Annotated in this window: 17 protein-coding genes and 1 pseudogene; 3 read left to right on the top strand and 15 right to left on the bottom strand. The window is 72.8% G+C overall.

Features of this window, described 5'->3' with window-relative positions:
* Positions 1-51: 51 nt before the first annotated feature.
* From yajC to pgsA, 11 genes are all read right to left on the bottom strand, one after another.
* On the bottom strand, positions 52-522 hold the full coding sequence (yajC, locus tag CK485_RS25370; protein WP_109454136.1) for a preprotein translocase subunit YajC: 471 nt from the start codon (positions 520-522) through the stop codon (positions 52-54).
* Positions 523-707: 185 nt separating this feature from the next.
* A complete protein-coding gene (gene ruvB, locus CK485_RS25365) occupies positions 708-1,790 on the bottom strand; it encodes a Holliday junction branch migration DNA helicase RuvB (protein ID WP_109454135.1) in 1,083 nt (360 codons plus the stop codon).
* A gap of 58 nt (positions 1,791-1,848) precedes the next feature.
* Complete coding sequence (gene ruvA, locus CK485_RS25360) at positions 1,849-2,463, bottom strand: Holliday junction branch migration protein RuvA (protein WP_109454134.1); 615 nt, start codon at positions 2,461-2,463, stop codon at positions 1,849-1,851.
* On the bottom strand, positions 2,460-2,999 hold the full coding sequence (ruvC, locus tag CK485_RS25355; protein WP_109454133.1) for a crossover junction endodeoxyribonuclease RuvC: 540 nt from the start codon (positions 2,997-2,999) through the stop codon (positions 2,460-2,462). Before ruvC ends, ruvA begins: the two co-directional genes overlap by 4 nt.
* A 140-nt stretch (positions 3,000-3,139) precedes the next feature.
* A complete protein-coding gene (locus CK485_RS25350; protein ID WP_109454132.1) occupies positions 3,140-3,892 on the bottom strand; it encodes a YebC/PmpR family DNA-binding transcriptional regulator in 753 nt (250 codons plus the stop codon).
* Between the two features lie 78 nt (positions 3,893-3,970).
* Positions 3,971-4,579 carry a pyridoxal 5'-phosphate synthase glutaminase subunit PdxT gene (gene pdxT, locus CK485_RS25345; RefSeq protein ID WP_109454131.1) on the bottom strand — a complete coding sequence of 203 codons (609 nt, stop codon included), beginning with the start codon at positions 4,577-4,579 and terminating at the stop codon, positions 3,971-3,973.
* Between the two features lie 85 nt (positions 4,580-4,664).
* Positions 4,665-5,594 (bottom strand): pyridoxal 5'-phosphate synthase lyase subunit PdxS, encoded by a 930-nt coding sequence (gene pdxS, locus CK485_RS25340; RefSeq protein ID WP_109454130.1) that lies wholly within the window; start codon positions 5,592-5,594, stop codon positions 4,665-4,667.
* Between the two features lie 169 nt (positions 5,595-5,763).
* Positions 5,764-6,309 (bottom strand): hypothetical protein, encoded by a 546-nt coding sequence (locus CK485_RS25335; RefSeq protein WP_109454129.1) that lies wholly within the window; start codon positions 6,307-6,309, stop codon positions 5,764-5,766.
* A 55-nt stretch (positions 6,310-6,364) separates the two neighbouring features.
* Positions 6,365-7,537: a glycosyltransferase family 4 protein gene (locus tag CK485_RS25330; protein WP_109454128.1), complete on the bottom strand. Its 1,173-nt coding sequence runs from the start codon at positions 7,535-7,537 to the stop codon at positions 6,365-6,367.
* A complete protein-coding gene (locus CK485_RS25325) occupies positions 7,534-8,562 on the bottom strand; it encodes a phosphatidylinositol mannoside acyltransferase (protein ID WP_109454127.1) in 1,029 nt (342 codons plus the stop codon). The genes CK485_RS25330 and CK485_RS25325 overlap by 4 nt, the downstream gene beginning before the upstream one ends.
* Positions 8,559-9,221: a phosphatidylinositol phosphate synthase gene (gene pgsA, locus CK485_RS25320; RefSeq protein WP_109454126.1), complete on the bottom strand. Its 663-nt coding sequence runs from the start codon at positions 9,219-9,221 to the stop codon at positions 8,559-8,561. Before pgsA ends, CK485_RS25325 begins: the two co-directional genes overlap by 4 nt.
* 319 nt (positions 9,222-9,540) lie before the next feature.
* Here pgsA and CK485_RS25315 point away from each other — a divergent pair, with 319 nt between their 5' ends.
* Together CK485_RS25315 and CK485_RS25310 are read left to right on the top strand one after the other, a co-directional pair.
* Positions 9,541-11,739, top strand: coding sequence for an elongation factor G-like protein EF-G2 (locus CK485_RS25315; protein ID WP_109454125.1), 2,199 nt, complete (start codon positions 9,541-9,543; stop codon positions 11,737-11,739).
* A 199-nt stretch (positions 11,740-11,938) separates the two neighbouring features.
* Positions 11,939-13,537, top strand: a complete 1,599-nt coding sequence (locus tag CK485_RS25310) for a hypothetical protein (RefSeq protein WP_199239529.1) — start codon at positions 11,939-11,941, stop codon at positions 13,535-13,537.
* Between the two features lie 48 nt (positions 13,538-13,585).
* Here the strand turns inward: CK485_RS25310 and CK485_RS25305 are convergent, their stop codons facing one another.
* The gene (locus CK485_RS25305; protein ID WP_109454123.1) at positions 13,586-14,146 is read right to left on the bottom strand and encodes an HIT domain-containing protein; all 561 of its coding nucleotides are present in this window, start codon (positions 14,144-14,146) and stop codon (positions 13,586-13,588) included.
* A 66-nt stretch (positions 14,147-14,212) separates the two neighbouring features.
* Here CK485_RS25305 and CK485_RS25300 point away from each other — a divergent pair, with 66 nt between their 5' ends.
* Positions 14,213-14,872: a potassium channel family protein gene (locus CK485_RS25300; RefSeq protein ID WP_109454122.1), complete on the top strand. Its 660-nt coding sequence runs from the start codon at positions 14,213-14,215 to the stop codon at positions 14,870-14,872.
* Between the two features lie 44 nt (positions 14,873-14,916).
* On the opposite strand, the gene thrS is transcribed toward CK485_RS25300, so the two are convergent.
* The 3 genes and pseudogenes from thrS to CK485_RS25285 form a co-directional block, all read right to left on the bottom strand.
* Positions 14,917-16,899: a threonine--tRNA ligase gene (gene thrS / locus CK485_RS25295; RefSeq protein WP_109454121.1), complete on the bottom strand. Its 1,983-nt coding sequence runs from the start codon at positions 16,897-16,899 to the stop codon at positions 14,917-14,919.
* A 131-nt stretch (positions 16,900-17,030) separates the two neighbouring features.
* Positions 17,031-18,215 carry a hypothetical protein gene (locus tag CK485_RS25290; RefSeq protein ID WP_109454120.1) on the bottom strand — a complete coding sequence of 395 codons (1,185 nt, stop codon included), beginning with the start codon at positions 18,213-18,215 and terminating at the stop codon, positions 17,031-17,033.
* Positions 18,215-18,382: pseudogene (locus CK485_RS25285) on the bottom strand (DUF4365 domain-containing protein); the annotation flags it as partial. The pseudogene CK485_RS25285 and the gene CK485_RS25290, both read right to left, overlap by 1 nt.

The raw sequence follows: 18,382 nt of genomic DNA, 5'->3' as shown, positions 1-18,382 counted from the left end.
GGGCGCGGTCGAGCGCCTGACCCCGGCGGCCGACGCCACCGGGGCAGGGTGTTACTTCTTCTCGCTGTCCTTGACGTCCGTCACGTTCTCGGCGTCGTCCGCGCCGGTGCCGTGCGGCGCGGCGTCGGCGTCGTCCGGGCCCGCGGCCTCGGTCTTGCCGAGGTCGACCTTGGCGTCGGCGGCGTCCGCGTGGTCCTCGGTCGCGTCCTCGGCGGGAGCGTCCTCGAAGGCGAGCGGGACGTCGTTGTTGACCAGGCGGTCGTACTCCTCCTCGCTGAGAACGGCGCCGATGGCGTTCTTGGCGAAGATCGAGTGGACGCCGGGCGCGACCTCGAGCAGGACGGTGGTGTCACGCACCTCCTTGACGAGGGCGATGATGCCGCCGATGGTCCGCACGCCGGAGCCTGGCTGCATCTGGTCGCGCATCTGGGCCGCCTGGCGCTGCTTGTTCTTGGCCGAGCGGGTCATCAGCAGCATGACGCCGATGATCAGGATGAAAGGGAGGAGCGTGGCGATGTTCACGGCCTGGGGGGTTTCCTTCGCGTGGCCACGGGGGTGCGGCCTGGTCTACGGGTGGGACGAGCGGTGTGTGCGAGGTGCTGTGCCGCCCGTTACTGAGGGCATCGGCGGAGTCTAGGCGAACCCGCGCCTTGGGAACAACGCCCAGCATGGCACTCAGGTTCCGCGAGCGGCGAGTCCCCGCGCCGTCAGGGGCCGAACAGCCCCTGCTGGGACGGATTCCCCACGTTTTGCGGCGGTACGAGACCGAGGTGGGCCCAGGCCGCGGGTGTGGCGACCCGGCCACGCGGAGTGCGCGCCAGCAGTCCCTCGCGCACCAGGAACGGCTCGGCCACCTCCTCCACCGTCTCGCGCTCCTCCCCCACCGCCACCGCGAGCGTCGACAGCCCCACCGGCCCGCCGCCGAACAGCCGCAACAGCGCGTCGAGCACCGCCCGGTCCAGCCGGTCGAGCCCGCGCCGGTCGACCTCGTAGACGTCCAGCGCCGAGGCGGCCACCTCGCGGGTGATCACGCCGTCCGCCTTGACCTGCGCGTAGTCGCGGACCCGGCGCAGCAGGCGGTTGGCGATGCGGGGGGTGCCGCGGGAGCGTCCGGCGATCTCGGCGGCCCCGTCGGTGTCGATGTCGACGTCCAGCAGCCCGGCGGAGCGGTGGACGACGCGCTCCAGCTCCGCGGGCGCGTAGAACTCCATGTGGCCGGTGAAGCCGAACCGGTCGCGCAGCGGCGGCGGCAGCAGTCCGGCCCTGGTGGTCGCGCCGACCAGGGTGAACGGGGGCAGCTCCAGCGGGATCGCGGTGGCGCCGGGGCCCTTGCCGACGATCACGTCGACGCGGAAGTCCTCCATCGCCATGTAGAGCATCTCCTCGGCGGGCCGGGACATCCGGTGGATCTCGTCGAGGAAGAGCACCTCGCCCTCCTGGAGCGAGGACAGGATCGCGGCGAGGTCGCCCGCGTGCTGGATGGCGGGGCCGGAGGTGATGCGGATCGGGGCGCCCATCTCGGCCGCGATGATCATCGACAGGGTGGTCTTGCCCAGGCCCGGGGCGCCGGACAGCAGCACGTGGTCGGCGGTGGCCCCGCGCTGGCGGGCGGCTTTGAGCACCAGGTCGAGCTGTTCGCGGACCCGTTCCTGGCCGACGAACTCGGCGAGTTCCCTGGGCCGCAGGGCGGCTTCGACAGCCTGGTCCTCACCGTCGGCGGCGGAGCCGACGAGTCGGTCGGCGGCGGTCGCGGCGGACTCGTCGTCGTACGGGGGGTCGTACGGGTTCACGGTGGGGTGCCTCACGGGTCGGGGCGCGCGGGTCGGCGGGAGCGGTCGGGGGTGCGGCTCAGCGGGAGCGGTTGAGGGTCTGGAGGGCGGCGCGCAGCAGGGCGCCCACGTTGGGCTCGCCGCCCGCCTCCGCTTGCGGGGCGACGGCGTCGACCGCCTCCTCGGCGTCCTTGGGCTGGTAGCCGAGGCCGGTGAGGGCGGCGTGCAGTTGCTCGCGCCAGGAGGCGGGGGCACTCGCGGTGGTCGGGCGGGCGGCGGGCGCGGTGCCGAGCGGTGCGCCGAGCCGGTCCTTGAGCTCCAGCAGCAGCCGCTGGGCGCCCTTCTTGCCGATGCCGGGCACCGCGGTGAGCGCCTTCTCGTCCCCCTGGGCGACGGCGAGCCGCAGCGCGTCGGGGGTGTGCACGGCGAGCATGGCCTGGGCGAGCCGGGGGCCGACGCCGCTGGCGGTCTGGAGCAGTTCGAAGACCTGGCGCTCGTCGTCATCGGCGAAGCCGTAGAGGGTGAGCGAGTCCTCCCGCACGACCAGGGAGGTCGCCAGCCGGGTGGACTCGCCGATCCGCAGTCCGGCGATGGTGCCGGGGCTGCACTGCAAAAGCAGGCCGACCCCGCCGACCTCGACGACCGCGCTGCCGGGGGCGAGGGCGGCGACGGGCCCTGAGACGAAGGCGATCATGCGGTGCTGCCTTTCGTGGTGCGAACGCGCTGGGCGGCGACCGCCCGCTGGAGCCGGTCGGTGGCGGGGGCGCGCCAGATGTGGCAGATGGCCAGGGCGAGCGCGTCGGCGGCGTCGGCCGGCTTGGGCGGGGCGTCCAGCCGCAGCAGCCGGGTGACCATCGCGCCGACCTGGGCCTTGTCGGCGCGCCCCGAGCCGGTGACGGCGGCCTTGACCTCGCTGGGGGTGTGCAGCGCGACGGGCAGTCCGCGGCGCGCGGCGCAGAGCATGGCGACGGCGCTGGCCTGGGCGGTGCCCATCACGGTGCGCACGTTGTGCTGGCTGAACACCCGCTCCACGGCGACGTATTCGGGGCGGTACTCCTGAAGCCAGCGCTCGATGCCCTCCTCGACGGCGACCAGCCGCCGCGGGGTCTCGGCGTCGGCCGGGGTGCGCACGACGCCGACGCCGATCATGCGCAGGGGGCGCCCGGCGACGCCTTCGACGACGCCGACGCCGCACCGGGTCAGCCCGGGGTCAACGCCCAGAACGCGCACCGCTTCCCTCCCCTTCCGAGCCGTTCGGACATCCGTTCCGGCAGGTTATCGGGTCGCACTGACAAAGACGCGGCACGGGCCGACCGGGGAGTGTCCCGGTCGGCCCGTGCCGGCGTGCGTGGCGCGGAGTTGACCCGCCGTCAGGCCTCGACCTTCTCCATGACGTCGTCGGAGACGTCGAAGTTGGCGAAGACGTTCTGCACGTCGTCGCTGTCCTCCAGGGCGTCGATCAGCTTGAAGATCTTGCGTGCGCCCTCCTCGTCCAGCTCGACCTGCATGGTCGGGACGAAGTTGGCGTCGGCCGAGTCGTAGTCGATGCCCGCGTCCTGCAGCGCCTTGCGCACCGGGACCAGGTCGGTCGCCTCGCTGATCACCTCGAAGGTGTCGCCCAGGTCGTTGACCTCCTCGGCGCCCGCGTCGAGGACCGCGCCGAGCACGTCGTCCTCGGTCAGCTCGCCCTTGGGGACGATCACCACGCCCTTGCGGTTGAACAGGTACGACACCGAGCCCGGGTCGGCCATCGAGCCGCCGTTGCGGGTCATCGCCACGCGCACCTCGGAGGCGGCGCGGTTGCGGTTGTCGGTGAGGCACTCGATGAGGACGGCCACGCCGTTGGGCCCGTAGCCCTCGTACATGATCGTCTCGTAGTCGGCGCCGCCCGCCTCGAGACCGGCGCCGCGCTTGACGGCGCTGTCGATGTTCTTGTTCGGCACCGAGCTCTTCTTGGCCTTCTGGATGGCGTCGAAGAGGGTGGGGTTGCCATCCGGGTCGGCACCGCCGGTGCGGGCCGCGACCTCGATGTTCTTGATCAGCTTCGCGAAGAGCTTGCCGCGCTTGGCGTCGATCACGGCCTTCTTGTGCTTGGTCGTAGCCCATTTAGAGTGGCCGGACATCCGCCTGTCTCCTTTTTCGCGTCTTCACGTGTCGTTCGCGTCTTCACGTGACCCACGTGCTCACCAACACCTGTGATCCTACCGGGATCCGGCGGACGCCCCTCGCACCATCTCGGCGAACAGGGCGTGCACCCGCTGGTCGCCGGTCAGCTCTGGGTGGAACGAGGTGGCCAGCAGGTGTCCCTGGCGCACCGCGACGACCGTACCGTCACCGAGCGTGGCCAGCGTCTCGACGCCCGCGCCGGTGGACTCCACCCAGGGGGCGCGGATGAAGACGCCCTCGACCGGGCCGCCGTCGATCCCGGCGACCTCGACCGCGGCCTCGAACGACTCGTTCTGCCGCCCGAAGGCGTTGCGGCGCACGGTCATGTCGATGCCGCCGACGGTCTCCTGGTCGTCGCGGCCGTCCAGGATCTTGTCGGCGAGCATGATCATGCCCGCGCAGGAGCCGTAGACGGGCATCCCGGCCCGCACCCGCTCGCGCAGCGGCTCCAGCAGGCCGAAGGCGACGGCCAGCTTGGACATGGTGGTCGACTCGCCACCGGGGATGACCAGGCCGTCCACCGCGGCCAGCTCCTGCGGCCTGCGGACGGTGACCGCCTCGGCGCCCGCGGCGCGCAGCGCGGCCAGGTGTTCGCGCACGTCGCCCTGGAGGGCGAGCACGCCGACGGTGGGGATGGGGGTCACGGGGTGGGTCGCCTTTCGGTCGTACGGCCGATGGGCAGGCCGGCCGGCCTGCCCATCTCAGGTGTCCTGTCGGGACGGGCGCGGACTACCAGCCGCGGTTGGCGTAGCGCTCGGTCTCCGGGAGGGTGTCGCAGTTGATGCCGACCATGGCCTCGCCGAGATTGCGGGAGGCGTCCGCGATGACCTTCGGGTCGTCGTAGAAGGTGGTGGCCTTGACGATGGCCTCGGCACGCTTGGCCGGGTCGCCCGACTTGAAGATGCCGGAGCCGACGAAGACGCCCTCGGCGCCCAGCTGGCGCATCAGCGCGGCGTCGGCCGGGGTGGCCACGCCACCGGCGGAGAACAGCACGACGGGCAGCTTGCCCAGCTCGGCGACCTCCTTGACCAGCTCGTACGGGGCGCGCAGCTCCTTGGCGGCGGCGTACAGCTCGTGGTTGTCCAAGGCGCGCAGGCGGCCGATCTCGCCCTTGATCTGGCGCAGGTGGCGCACGGCCTCGACGACGTTGCCGGTGCCGGCCTCGCCCTTGGAGCGGATCATCGCCGCGCCCTCGGCGATGCGGCGCAGGGCCTCGCCGAGGTTGGTGGCGCCGCAGACGAACGGGGTGGTGAAGGACCACTTGTCGGAGTGGTTGACCTCGTCGGCCGGGGTGAGGACCTCGGACTCGTCGATGTAGTCGACGCCGAGCGCCTGGAGGACCTGGGCCTCGACGAAGTGGCCGATCCGGGACTTGGCCATCACCGGGATGGAGACGGCGTCGATGATGCCCTCGATCATGTCCGGGTCGGACATGCGGGCCACGCCGCCGTCCTTGCGGATGTCGGCGGGCACCCGCTCCAGGGCCATGACCGCGACGGCGCCTGCGTCCTCGGCGATCTTCGCCTGCTCCGGCGTGACGACGTCCATGATCACGCCGCCCTTGAGCTGCTCGGCCATGCCGCGCTTGACGCGCGCGGTGCCGGTCTCGGGGGCTGCGCTGGAGGCGGCGTCGGGGGTGCTGAGGGGCGTGGTGGACACGGTTTTGACCTCACTCGTTGGACATAAGTGCGATACGACCATCGTAGGGCCCGGTGGTCCGGTGCCGGACCCGCCGTGCGGTCCACTTCGGCCGGTCCGCTGCTACGCATGTGACAAAACCGTGAACGGGCGCGGGCGGGCAAGGGCCAATCGTTACCCGGTGGACCGGTCAGCGGGCCGCGTCGGCCGCCAGGTCGGCCGGGGGCTCGTCGTCCATCTCGAACGCGAGCGGGAACGGCGCGTGACCGGCCAGCCGGAACCAGCGCACCACCCGGTGCCGCCGCACCACCCGGGCCGCGCGCACCGCGTCGTTGTGGAAGCGCCGGGCCATCGGCACCCGGCGTACCGCCTGGGCGAGTTCGCCGATCGTCTCCGGGCCGCCGGGAGCCTCGCGGACCGCGGTCACGGCGTCCGGCTCGGCGAAGACCGCCCGCAGCGCCTGGCTCAGTTCGCTCTCCGCGACCTCCCGCTGCTCGTCCTCGGCCTGCCGGGCGGCGTGCGCGCTCTGGTAGAGCACCATGGAGGCGGCCGGGTCCAGCACGCCGGAGGTCGCCAGTTCCTGGGCGACCGAAGCCCGGCGCAGCAACTGGGCGTCGAGCGCGGCGCGTGCGGCGTCCATCCGGGCATGCAGCCGGTCCAGCCGTCCCGCCGTCCAGCTCAGGTAGACGCCGAGCAGGACGACCGCCACCGCGATCCAGATGAGAGTCATGGTCACGGGCGGCAAGGCTACCGTCGCGGACGGCCCGGCCCGTCACCTTCGGTACCGCCCGTCAGTCGCGGGCCAGCCCCAACCGGGCGCGCAGGCCGGTGCGTTCGTCGGTGGCGACCGAGCCGGCGCCGTCGGTGACCATCTCGTAGACCGACAGGATCTCGGCGCCGACGCACGACCAGTCGAAGCGGCGCACGTGCCGCGAGCCGGTGGTGCTGAGGGCGGCCAGCCGGCCGGGGTCGGCCAGCAGCCGCAGCGCGGCGTCGGCGAGCGCCTCGGCGTCCTCGACCGGGAACAGCTCCCCCGCCCGGCCTCCGTCCAGCACCTGCCGGAACGCGTCGAGGTCGCTGGCGAGCACCGGCGCGCCTGCGGACATCGCCTCCACCAGGATGATGCCGAAGGACTCGCCCCCGGTGTTGGGCGCGAGGTAGAGGTCGACCGAGCGCAGCAGCCTGGCCTTGTCCTCGTCGCTGACCATCCCGAGGAACTCCACCTGGCCGCGCAGCGCGGCCGGCAGCGTCTCGACCGCCTCCTCCTCGTCGCCGCGTCCGGCGACCAGCAGCCGGGTGCCGGGGCGCTTGGCGAGGATCGCCGGGAGGGCCCGCATCACCACCGGCAGCCCCTTGCGCGGCTCGTCGATGCGGCCGATGAAGCCGATGACGGGAGCCTCGTCGGTGCCCTGCCACTCGGGCCGGGGTTCGGCGCGCGCGAAGAAGTCGACGTCGACGCCGTTGGGGATGACGACCGCGTCGCCGCCGAGGTGTTCCACCAGCGTGCGCCGGGCGTACTCGCTGACCGCGATGCGGGCGCTGATCTTCTCCAGCGCGGGCTGGAGGATCGGGTAGGCGGCGATCATCGCGCGCGAACGCGGGTTGGAGGTGTGGAACGTGGCCACGATCGGGCCCTGCGCCGCCCAGCAGGACAGCAGGCCCAGTGACGGCGAGGCGGGCTCGTGGATGTGGATGACGTCGAAGCGGCCGTCGTGCAGCCAGCGGCGCACCCGCGCGGCCGACAGGAAGCCGAAGTTGAGCCGGGCCACCGAGCCGTTGTACGGCACGGGCACCGCGCGGCCCGCGGAGACCACGTAGTCCGGCAGCGGGGTGTCGTCGTCGGCCGGGGCCAGCACGGAGACCTCGTGGCCGCGGCGGATCAGGTGTTCGGCGAGGTCGCGGATGTGGAACTGGACGCCACCGGGCACGTCCCAGGAGTACGGGCAGACGATCCCGATCCTCAACTCTCCTCCGATCCGGGGCGCTCGGGTGATTCGGGGGTGCCTGCCGGGCCGGGGCGGTCGGCGCCGTTCCCGGCGGGGACCGCGGCCGCCGTGCCGGACGCCTCACGCGGCCCCGGCGCGGCGGACGGTGCCGTGCGCGCCGGGTCGAGGTCGGCCAGCCACAGCCGTTGCAGCATGTGCCAGTCCTCGGGGTGCTCGGCGATGCCGGAGGCGAAGGCGCCGGCGAGCGACTGGGTCATGGCGGAGGTCTTCTGCGCCCGCGTGCCCTCGTCCGGCACCTCGACGGGCGGGTGGACCCGCCCGCGCATCACCGGCGTGCCGTCGTACCAGAGCGTGACCGGCAGCAGCGTCGCGCCGGTCTGCTGGGCGAGCAGCGCGGGCCCGGCGGGCATCCGGGTCCTCTCGCCGAAGAACTCCACCTCGACGCCGGAGGAGGACAGGTCGCGGTCGGCGACCAGGCAGACCAGGCCGCCGCCGCGCAGCCGCCGGGCCAGCGTGCCGAAGGCGGCGCCGCCGGTGTGCGGCAGCACCTCCATGCCCAGGCCCTCGCGGTAGGCGACGAAGCGGTCGTAGAGCGTCTCGGGCTTGAGGCGCTCGGCGACGGTGGTGAACGGCACCCCGAGCTTGCGGGTCACCCACGCCCCCGCGAGGTCGTAGTTGGCCATGTGCGGCAGCGCGAGCACCACGCCGCGTCCGGCCGCCATGCCCTTCTCCAGGTGCTCCAGGCCGTCCGGGGTGAAGCCGTCGCGGATGCGCTCGTCGCTCCAGGTCGGCAGCCGGAAGGACTCCATCCAGTAGCGCAGGTAGGAGCGCATGCCCGCCTGGGACAGCCGCGCGAGCCGCTCGGGGGAGGCGCCGGGGACGACCCGGGCGAGGTTCGCCTCCAGCCGCAGGACGCCCTTGCCGCGCCGCTTCCAGGTGATGTCGGCGATCCGCCGTCCCAGGGCGTTGGCCACCGGCTCCGGGAGCCGCTTGACGGCCGCCCAGCCGGCTCCGTAGAGCGCGTCGTTCAGTCGTTCCCTCACGCCGGGTTCCCCTCCCTCGCGCGGTCGGCCGCGTCGGCCTCCGCGGACTCGCGGCGTACGGTGACCACCCGCTGCACGATGGTCACCAGGCTGCCCGCGGCCACCAGCCACAGCGCGACCGGCAGCAGCCACTCGATGTACGGCACGCCGAACTTGTGCAGCCCGGAGAAGCCGCAGGCGACCAGCGAGACCACCAGCCGCTCGGCTCGCTCGACCAGGCCGTTGACCTTCACCGGCAGCCCGATCGCCTCGCCGCGCGCCTTGGTGTACGACACCACCTGGCCGCTGGCCAGGCAGAAGATGGTGACCGCGCAGAGCGTGAGGTCGTTGCCGCCGCCCGCGTACCACAGCGCCAGGCCACCGAAGATCGCCGCGTCCGCCACCCGGTCCAGGGTGGAGTCCAGGAAGGCGCCCCAGCGGCTGGAGCGGCCCAGCTGGCGGGCCATGTTCCCGTCGACGAGGTCGGAGAAGACGAACAGGGTGATGACGACGGTGCCCCAGAAGAACTCGCCGCGCGGGTAGAAGGCCAGCGCTCCCGCCATCACACCGCCCGTTCCGACCAGGGTGACCGCGTCGGGGCTTACGCCCTTGCGCAGCAGCAGAGCGGCGAACGGGGTGAGGACACGCGTGAAGAAAGCACGCGCGTACTTGTTCAGCATGGCCTTCCCGACAGGTCAGTGGGGCGCCGGACGGGCCCCTGCGGCCCCCGGCGGCCCCATCATCGTAGTCACGCGGGACGGGCCGCAGGCGCAGGCACCCACCGGGCACCCCCGGCGGCCGCCGGGGGTACGACGTATGGACGCAGCGTGACGGTCGTGGGAAGGTCGAAGGACCGCGGGCGTCGTCCGGTGCCGAACGCGGACCGCGGCCGGCGTCCCGACGCGCCCGCAGCCCACATCCCCAATCCCCGCAATCCCAGAATTCCCCGAGTGCCCCGCTCACCGGGGCAGTCACCGCGCAGTGACCGGGAGGCATGCGATGGGCGACAAACGAGAACCGCACGCGGGAGCCGCCGGAGGCGTACCGACGGCCGACCGGCCCGAGAAGATCCGGAACGTGGTGCTGGTCGGCCACAGTGGTTCGGGCAAGACGACCCTGGTGGAGGCCCTGGCCAGGACGTGCGGCGCGCTGACGCGCTGCGGCCGGGTGGAGGACGGGGCCTCGGTCTCCGACTACGACGAGATCGAGCACCGGCAGCAGCGCTCCGTCCAGCTGTCGCTCGTTCCGGTGGAGTGGGCCGGCGTCAAGATCAACGTGCTGGACACCCCCGGGTACGCGGACTTCGTCGGCGAGCTGCGGGCCGGGCTGCGCGCCGCCGACGCGGCGCTGTTCGTGGTCTCGGCGGCGGACGGGGTGGACGGCGCGACCCGGATGGCCTGGGACGAGTGCGCGGCGGTCGGCATGCCACGCGCGGTGGTCGTCACCCACCTCGACAACGCGCGCGCCGACTTCGACGAGATGACCGAGATCTGCCGCCGGGTCTTCGGCGGCGACGACCCGGACGCGGTGCTGCCGCTGTACCTGCCGCTGCACGGCGAGGAGACCCCGGACGGGCACGCCCCGGTCGCCGGGCTGATCGGCCTGCTGTCGCAGCGGGTCTACGACTACTCCTCCGGTGAGCGGGCCGAGCGCGAGCCGGACCCGGAGCACCTGCCGCTGATCGCCGAGGCGCGCGGCCGCCTGATCGAGGGCATCATCGCGGAGAGCGAGGACGAGACCCTCATGGACCGCTACCTCGGCGGCGAGGAGGTCGACTTCAAGACGCTCATCGACGACCTGGAGCGGGCCGTGGCGCGCGGCACCTTCCACCCGGTGCTGGCCGCCGCTCCCCCGGCCGGGGACGCCACGCAGGGCCTCGGCACGCTGGAGCTGCTGGAACTGGTCACCGGCGGCTTCCCGACCCCGCTGGAGCGCGAGGCCCCCGCGGTGACCACGCCGAAGGGCGACCCCAGGCCGCCGCTGGAGTGCGATCCGGACGGCCCGCTGGCCGCCGAGGTGGTCAAGACCTCCTCCGACCCGTACGTCGGGCGGCTGAGCCTGGTGCGGATCTTCTCCGGCACCCTGCGGCCCGACGAGACGGTGCACATCTGCGGGCACGGTCTGGAGGACCGCGGGCACGAGGACCACGACGTCGACGAGCGGGTCGGCGCGCTGTCGTCGCCGTTCGGCAAGACCCAGCGGCCGGTCCCCCGGGGCGTCGCGGGCGACCTGGTGTGCGTGGCGAAGCTGAACCGCGCGGAGACCGGCGACACCCTCTCGTCCAAGGACGACCCGCTGCTGATGGAGCCGTGGGTGATGCCGGAGCCGCTGCTGCCGGTGGCCATCGAGGCGCACAGCAAGGCCGACGAGGACAAGCTGTCGGTGGGGCTGGCCCGGCTGGTCGCCGAGGACCCGACGATGCGCCTGGAGCAGAACCAGGACACCCACCAGGTCGTGCTGTGGTGCCTTGGCGAGGCGCACGTGGACGTGGCGCTGGAGCGGCTGCGGGGCCGGTACGGGGTCCAGGTGGACGCGGTGCCCTACCGGGTGTCGCTGCGCGAGACGTTCGGCGAACGGGCGGCGGGGCGCGGCCGGCACGTCAAGCAGTCCGGCGGCCACGGGCAGTTCGCCATCTGCGAGATCGAGGTGGAGCCGCTGCCGGTCGGCTCGGGCATCGAGTTCGTCGACAAGGTGGTCGGCGGCTCCGTGCCCCGGCAGTTCATCCCCTCGGTGGAGAAGGGCGTGCGGGCGCAGGCCCTCAAGGGCGTGGCGACCGGTCACCCGGTGGTGGACATCAGGGTCACGCTGCTGGACGGCAAGGCGCACTCGGTCGACTCCTCCGACGCCGCGTTCCAGACCGCGGGCGCGCTGGCGCTGCGCGAGGCGGCGGCCGGCGCCCGGATCCACCTGCTGGAGCCGGTGTGCGACCTGACGGTGATGGTCTCCGACGAGTACGTGGGCGCGGTGATGAGCGACCTGGCCGGACGGCGCGGCCGGGTGGTGGGCACCGAACCGGCGGGCCCGGGGCGCACGGTGGTGCGCGCGCAGGTCCCCGAGACCGAGATCGGCCGCTACGCGGTGGATCTGCGGTCGCTCTCCCACGGCACCGGGCGGTTCACCCGCGCCTACGCCCGGCACGAGCCGATGCCGCCCCAACTCGCCGCGAAACTGCGGCAGGAGGAGGAGCAGGCCCACTGATCCGCGTTCCCGTGCGCCGCTGACGCGCTGGTCACTGTGCGGATACGCTTGTTCCCGGACCGGATGGCGCGGCCGACCGGTCCGGGGCGGCGCGGGCGCGGACGGCGCACCGCGGGTCGGAGCGAGGGAGTGGGGGCAGGCGGTGTCGCTTTTCTCCGGCACGGAGTTCGACTTCAGCCCGGGTGCGCAGGTGCCGCTGATGGGTGTGCACAGCGGCCAGACCGCCGCCACGCAGGCCCTGTCGTCGGCCCCTTACCGCGACGGTGCCGTCGCCGACCTGCTCGCGGCCAACCCGGAGGCGGGCGTCAAGCCGCCCCGGCTGTCGCTGTTCGAGCCCAACCTCGGCGAGGCGTTCGCGCGCGCCGTACAGGTGCGGATGCTCGGTGGCGCGCACAGCGAGACCGTGCAGTCCTTCGGCATGGACCCGCAGACCGTCGTGGAGCACTGCCTGGCCGCCAACCGCATCCGGCAGCAGCGCGACATCCGCCTCACCGCGGTGATGGTGGTCTTCGGACTGCTCTTCCTGCCCGGGGTGCTGATCTGGCTCGCCGCGTTCCAGCTGCGCCGCACCCTCGGCAAGGGTGACCGCGGCTGGGCCGGGACGCTGGGCACGCTGGTGCTGGTGATCGTGGTGGGCCTCGCCGGGCTGCTGGCCTGGCGCCCGCCCCTGGGCGGCTTCTGGGGGCTGTACGTACGCGTGGTGCTGCTGTTCCCGGTGGGCGGGTGGTACCTGGCGAAGCGCATCTGCGAGCGCACCGCGGTCGACCTGCGGGGCCGCTGGGGATCGCTGCTGGGCGGCCCCGGGCCGGGCGCCAAGATCCCCGAGGCGGTGCCGCGCAACCCCAACGACAAGCGCGCCGAGGAGCTGCGCAAGTCCCTGGTGGTGCTGGCCGCCGAGCAGAACAGCAACGTGGTCTTCTACGCGGGCCCCAAGGGGATACTGGGCATGGGATCCCGTTGGGGCATATGGCAGTTGGCGGAGGAGCTGCTGCCCGCGGACGGCAAGGACTTCCACCAGTTCCGTTCCTGGGACGTCATCCGCGCCATCCACGACCGGCTGCGCGACCTGGAGCGCGGCCCGCTGCACACCGGGGGCTTCCCCAAGCCGTCGATACGGCACTGGATCGTCGCGCCGGTCGGGGAGAACGCCACGAGCATCTCGCGGCCCACCGGCGAGACCGTGGACGGCTTCACGGTCAAGGACTTCGAGGTCCAGCGCATCTGCAACGAGCAGCAGTTCGGCAGCGGCAACCGGCACTACCTGGGCGTGCAGTTCGTGCTGTGGGACGGGCAGTTGGTCATCACGATGATGATCACGGTGACGGTGCTGCACCGCACGCTGCGCGTCGAGGTCACCGGGCACGCGCTGGGTCCGGTCGCCGGGATGTTCATGTCCAAGCCCGCGCCGAACACCAAGGAGGTCTCCAAGAGCGTCAAGTTCTGGGAGACCCGCACGGTGCACATGCCCCTGGTGAACTCGGGCGAGGTGGTCCGGCTGGCCGCCCGCGCGCCGTTCACCTGGTTCCCGCCGGTGCTGGACTTCCTGGGGGGCAAGCTCACCCTGCCCGAGCCGTTCGGCCTGCGGCATTCCTGGGCGGCGAAGCCGTGGCAGCACCGCTTCATGGCCGACGACGCGCTGCGCACGGCGACCCCGGTGCTGCGCGCGGTGCACGCCGCGACGATCGGGCTGCTGAGGGAGAACGGCGTGGACACCACGCGGTTCGAGGGCCGCTCGCTGGTCCTCGGCGGGGCGGTGCAGGACGCCAAGCCCGGCAAGGCCGACGTCTACGACGCCTGACCGGGACCGCCGCCGCGACACGGCGCGGCGGCGGCCGGGCCGCGGTGCTCAGCCCTCCTGCGGCCAGTGCTCGGCGAGCATCGCGCGGGTGTCGGCGAGGAGTTGGGGCAGCACCTTGGTGTGGCCGACGACCGGCATGAAGTTGGTGTCGCCGCCCCAGCGCGGCACCACGTGCTGGTGCAGGTGGGCGGCGATGCCCGCGCCGGCCACCGAGCCCTGGTTCATGCCGATGTTGAAGCCGTGCGCCCCGGACGCCGACCGCAGCGCCGTCATCGCCCGCTTGGTGAACCCGGCGAGCTCCGCGGTCTCGGCGGCGTCCAGCTCGGTGTAGTCGGCAACGTGCCGGTACGGGACCACCATCAGGTGGCCGCCGTTGTACGGGTAGAGGTTGAGCACCGCGTAGACGGACGAGCCGCGCGCGATGATCAGGCCGTCCTCGTCGGACTTGGCCGGGAGGGAACAGAACGGGCAGCCGTCGGCGTCGGGGCCGGTGGGCTTGTTCTCGCCCTGGATGTACGCCATGCGGTGCGGGGTCCACAGGCGCTGGAACGCGTCCGGCGTCCCCACTCCGATCTGCTGCTCCGGCTCACTCGTCATGGTGTGCAGCATATGGCTTCACCCGCCCCGGGCGTGTCGTCGGGGCGGGCCCCGGTCGGCTGCCTGGATCCTGGGGCGATGGACGACCGCCGGATCCGCGAGTGGGAGCGCCGCACCTCGGTGCCGCTCATGGCCACCTCGATGCTCTTCCTCACCGCGTACGCCGTGCTGGTCCTCGACCACGGCCTGTCGCCGGACGCCCGGGATGCGTGGTGGGCGGTGCTGGGGGTGGCCTGGGCCGTGTTCGTGGTGGACTACCTGGTGCGGCTGGCGCTCAGCACGCGGCGGCTGCGGTTCGTCGTGACGCGGTGGCTCGATCTGGTGGTGCTCGTGCTGCCGCTGCTGCGTCCGTTGCGGGTGGTGCGGACCTACACCCGGGCGCAGCTCTCCGGGCACGGCGGGCGGCTGCGGCTGGAGGCGCAGGTGATGGCGTACACCGGGCTCACCACGCTGCTGCTGGGCTTCGCGGGCAGCCTCGCGGTCTACCACGTGGAGCACGGCAGGACGGGCGCGAACATCCGCACCTACGGCGACGCGGTCTGGTACACCTGCTCGACGCTGACCGCGGTCGGCTACGGCGACGTCTTCCCGGTGACGGCGCGCGGCCGGCTGATCGGCGTCGGCCTGATGGTCATCGGCCTGGGCCTGCTGGGCTCGGTGGTCGGCACGTTCTCGTCCTGGCTGGTCGGCCGCTTCCGCGAGATCTCGGAGGCGGAACGGCCCCCGGGGCGCGACTGACGCGCGCTGCGGGGGCCGGTGCCGGCCGGTGGGATCGCGGTGGGTCAGACCTGGACGCGGCGCTCGACGGCGTCCGCGATCTCCGCGAGGGCGTCCTCGACCGGGATGCCGTTCTTCTGCGAGCCGTCCCGGTAGCGGAAGCTCACCGCGTTGTTGGCGATGTCCTCGTCGCCCGCGATGACCATGAACGGCACCTTCTGCTTCTGCGCGTTCCTGATCTTCTTCTGCATGCGGTCGGAGGAGGAGTCCACCTCGATCCGCAGCCCCTTCGTCCGGGCCTTCGCCGCGAACTCCTCCAGGTACGGCACGTGCGCGTCGCCGATCGGGATGCCGACCGCCTGGACGGGCGCGAGCCAGGCCGGGAAGGCGCCAGCGTAGTGCTCCAGCAGCACCGCGAAGAACCGCTCGATGGAGCCGAACAGCGCCCGGTGGATCATCACCGGCCGCTGCCGGGAGCCGTCGGCCGCGGTGTACTCCAGGTCGAAGCGCTCGGGGAGGTTGAAGTCCAGCTGGATCGTCGACATCTGCCAGGTGCGGCCGATGGCGTCCTTGGTCTGCACGGAGATCTTCGGGCCGTAGAAGGCGGCGCCGCCCGGGTCCGGCACCAGCGGCAGCCCCTGCTTCTCGGCCGCCTGGCGCAGGACCTCGGTGGCCTCCTCCCACACCTCGTCCGAGCCGACGTACTTCGTCTCGTCCTTGGTGGACAGCTCCAGGTAGAAGTCCTCCAGGCCGTAGTCGCGCAGCAGGTTGAGGACGAAGGTGAGCGTCTTGTCCAGTTCGTCGGCCATCTGCTCGCGGGTGCAGTAGATGTGCGCGTCGTCCTGGGTGAAGCCCCGGGCGCGGGTCAGGCCGTGCACGACGCCCGACTTCTCGTACCGGTACACGGTCCCGAACTCGAAGAGGCGCAGCGGCAGTTCGCGGTACGAGCGGCCGCGCGCGTCGAAGATCAGGTTGTGCATCGGGCAGTTCATGGGCTTGAGGTAGTAGTCCACGCCCTCGTCGAGCTGCATGGGCGGGTACATGCCGTCGGCATACCAGTCCAGGTGGCCGGAGGTCTCGAAGAGCTTCCCCTTCGTCGCGTGCGGGGTGTAGACGAACTCGTAGCCCTCCTCCTCGTGGCGGCGGCGCGAGTAGTCCTCCATGACCCGGCGGACGATGCCGCCCTTGGGGTGGAAGACCGCCAGGCCCGAGCCGATCTGCTCCGGGATGGAGAACAGGTCGAGTTCGGAGCCGAGCTTGCGGTGGTCGCGCTTCTCGGCCTCGGCGAGGAAGTCCAGGTACGCCTTCAGCTCGTCCCTGGTCGGCCACGCCGTGCCGTAGATCCGCTGGAGCTGCTTGTTCTTCTCGCTGCCGCGCCAGTACGCGGCGGCCGAGCGCATCAGCTTGAAGGCGGGGATCAGCCGGGTGGTCGGCAGGTGCGGACCGCGGCACAGGTCCTTCCAGCACAGCTCGCCGGTCTTGGCGTCGAGGTTGTCGTAGATCGTCAGCTCACCGGCGCCGACCTCGGCGGAGGCGCCTTCCGCGGCCTCGGCGGCGGAACCCTTGAGGCCGATCAGCTCCAGCTTGTACGGCTCGGCGGCCAGCTCCTCGCGGGCGGCCTCGTCGCTCACCGGACGGCGCGAGAAGCGCTGGCCGCGCTTGACGATCTCCTGCATCTTCTTCTCGACGCGCTTGAGGTCGTCCGGGTGGAAGGGCTGCTCGACGTCGAAGTCGTAGTAGAAGCCGTCCTTGATGGGCGGGCCGATGCCGAGCTTGGCCTCGGGGAAGATCTCCTGGACGGCCTGGGCCATGACGTGCGCGGTGGAGTGGCGCAGGATGTTCAGGCCGTCGTCGCTGGTGATGTCGACGGGCTCGACCTCGTCGCCGTCCGCGACGACGTGGGCGAGGTCCCGCAGCTGCCCGGCGACCCGCGCGGCGACGACGGAGCGCTCGCCCTCGAACAGCTCGGCCGCCGTGGTCCCCGTAGTCACCAGCCGCTCTTCCGGGCTCGCGGAATCGCGTTTGATGATCACACGGAGGTCTGACACCGGTCTCTCCTGACTTCACGTCCCACGGTCGGCAGCGGACGCCGCCCCGCTGAATCGTACCGAGCCGGAGGCGTTGGCCGCGAAGCGATGGTCAGGGGGTGACGGCTGCGCGGGGGCGGCCGTGCGGCGGGCTACGCGTCCGGCTCCTCGTCGCGCGCGGGTTCCTCCCAGGCCTTCAGCAGCCGGTCGCGTTCGGCCTCGTCCAGGTCGGCCGGGACCGGGACCGAGGCGCCGGTGAGCCTGCGGAAGCCGTCGCGGCTCTCCAGCGCCCCGCTCAGCCGCACCGGCCGCCCGGCGAGGTGGGCCTCGGCGGCGGCCCGGTAGCCGTCCTCGTCCAGCCTGACCCGCACCTGGCGCACCTCGGCGCCGGACAGCACCCGCAGCCTGACCGTCCCGCCGCCGGACGGGCGGGCGCTGCGCAGCCGCACCACGGTGCCGGTCACGGTGACCCGGACCGGCGGCTCGGCGCGCACGTAGCGGGTCGCGGCCCGGTGCAGTGCGGGCAGGTCGCCCGGGGAGAACTCCACCGGTTCGGGGCGGGCGGCGACCCCGGGCGGCGTTCCGGCTGCGGGCGACCAGGCGAGCGCGACCTCGGCGCCCTCGCTCTCGCGCACCAAGTGGGCCAGCGCCACGACGAGTTCGTGGCAGACGCCCAGTTCGACGGCGGCGTCGAAGGCGTCCCAGCGGCCGGTCGCGCGCTGGTAGTCGACGGCGTCCCGGGTGGCCTGCAGGGCGCGCAGCAGCGTGACGGTGACCGACCGGGCGCCGGGCGCGGGCAGGTACGCGGTGAGCAGGTGGCCGCTCGCCGCGGGGCCGAGGAGGACCTGTTCCAGGCAGGCACGGGCGTGCCGGGCGTGCCGCTCGCCGAAGTAGCCGGACGGCGCCCGGGCCGCCCGCGCCGCAGCGAGCAGCGTGCCGCGCACGGCCTGGCGCAGTTGTTCCGCGGCCGTCCACGGCACCGCGCCGGCCGTGCGCGGCACGTCGCGCCGCCAGCGCACCTCGTCGCCGGGCACGCTGAGCGCGAGCAGCACCTCGCGGGCGGAGGGCGCGCCGGAGCGGGCCAGCGCGGTGAGCGCCTCCCCCAGCAGGTCGGCGGAGTCGCCGAAGCCGCCGCGGGCCGGGACCAGCAGACTCGTGCCACCGGCGCCCCCGTCGGCGTACGGGTGCCCGGGCGGCGTCCAGCGGGTGTACGGGCCGTCCTGCCGTCCCCGGCGCTCCCAGCCGTGCCGCCGCAGCAGCGCGGTGAGCACTCCGGGGTCGACGCGTCCGGGGTCGGGGGGCTGGAGGTCGCCGAGCTCGTCGTCGATCGGTCGCATCACGGTCTTCCTCCCGCCCCGACCCGCGTCATGATCTCGCACAGCGCCCGGTCGTCGAAGACGCGGGCGGTGGGGATCCGCACGGTGGTCTTGTGCCTGCCGGTCACGGGGTGTCCGGCGAGGTTGGTCCAGTAGCAGCAGTGCCGCAGCTCCATCCGATCGTGGCC

This window comes from Streptomyces sp. ICBB 8177 (genome assembly GCF_003144095.1).
GTDB lineage: Bacteria > Actinomycetota > Actinomycetes > Streptomycetales > Streptomycetaceae > Streptantibioticus_D.
Note: the sequence above shows the minus strand (reverse complement) of the source record. Positions and strands in the feature narration are given on the sequence as shown.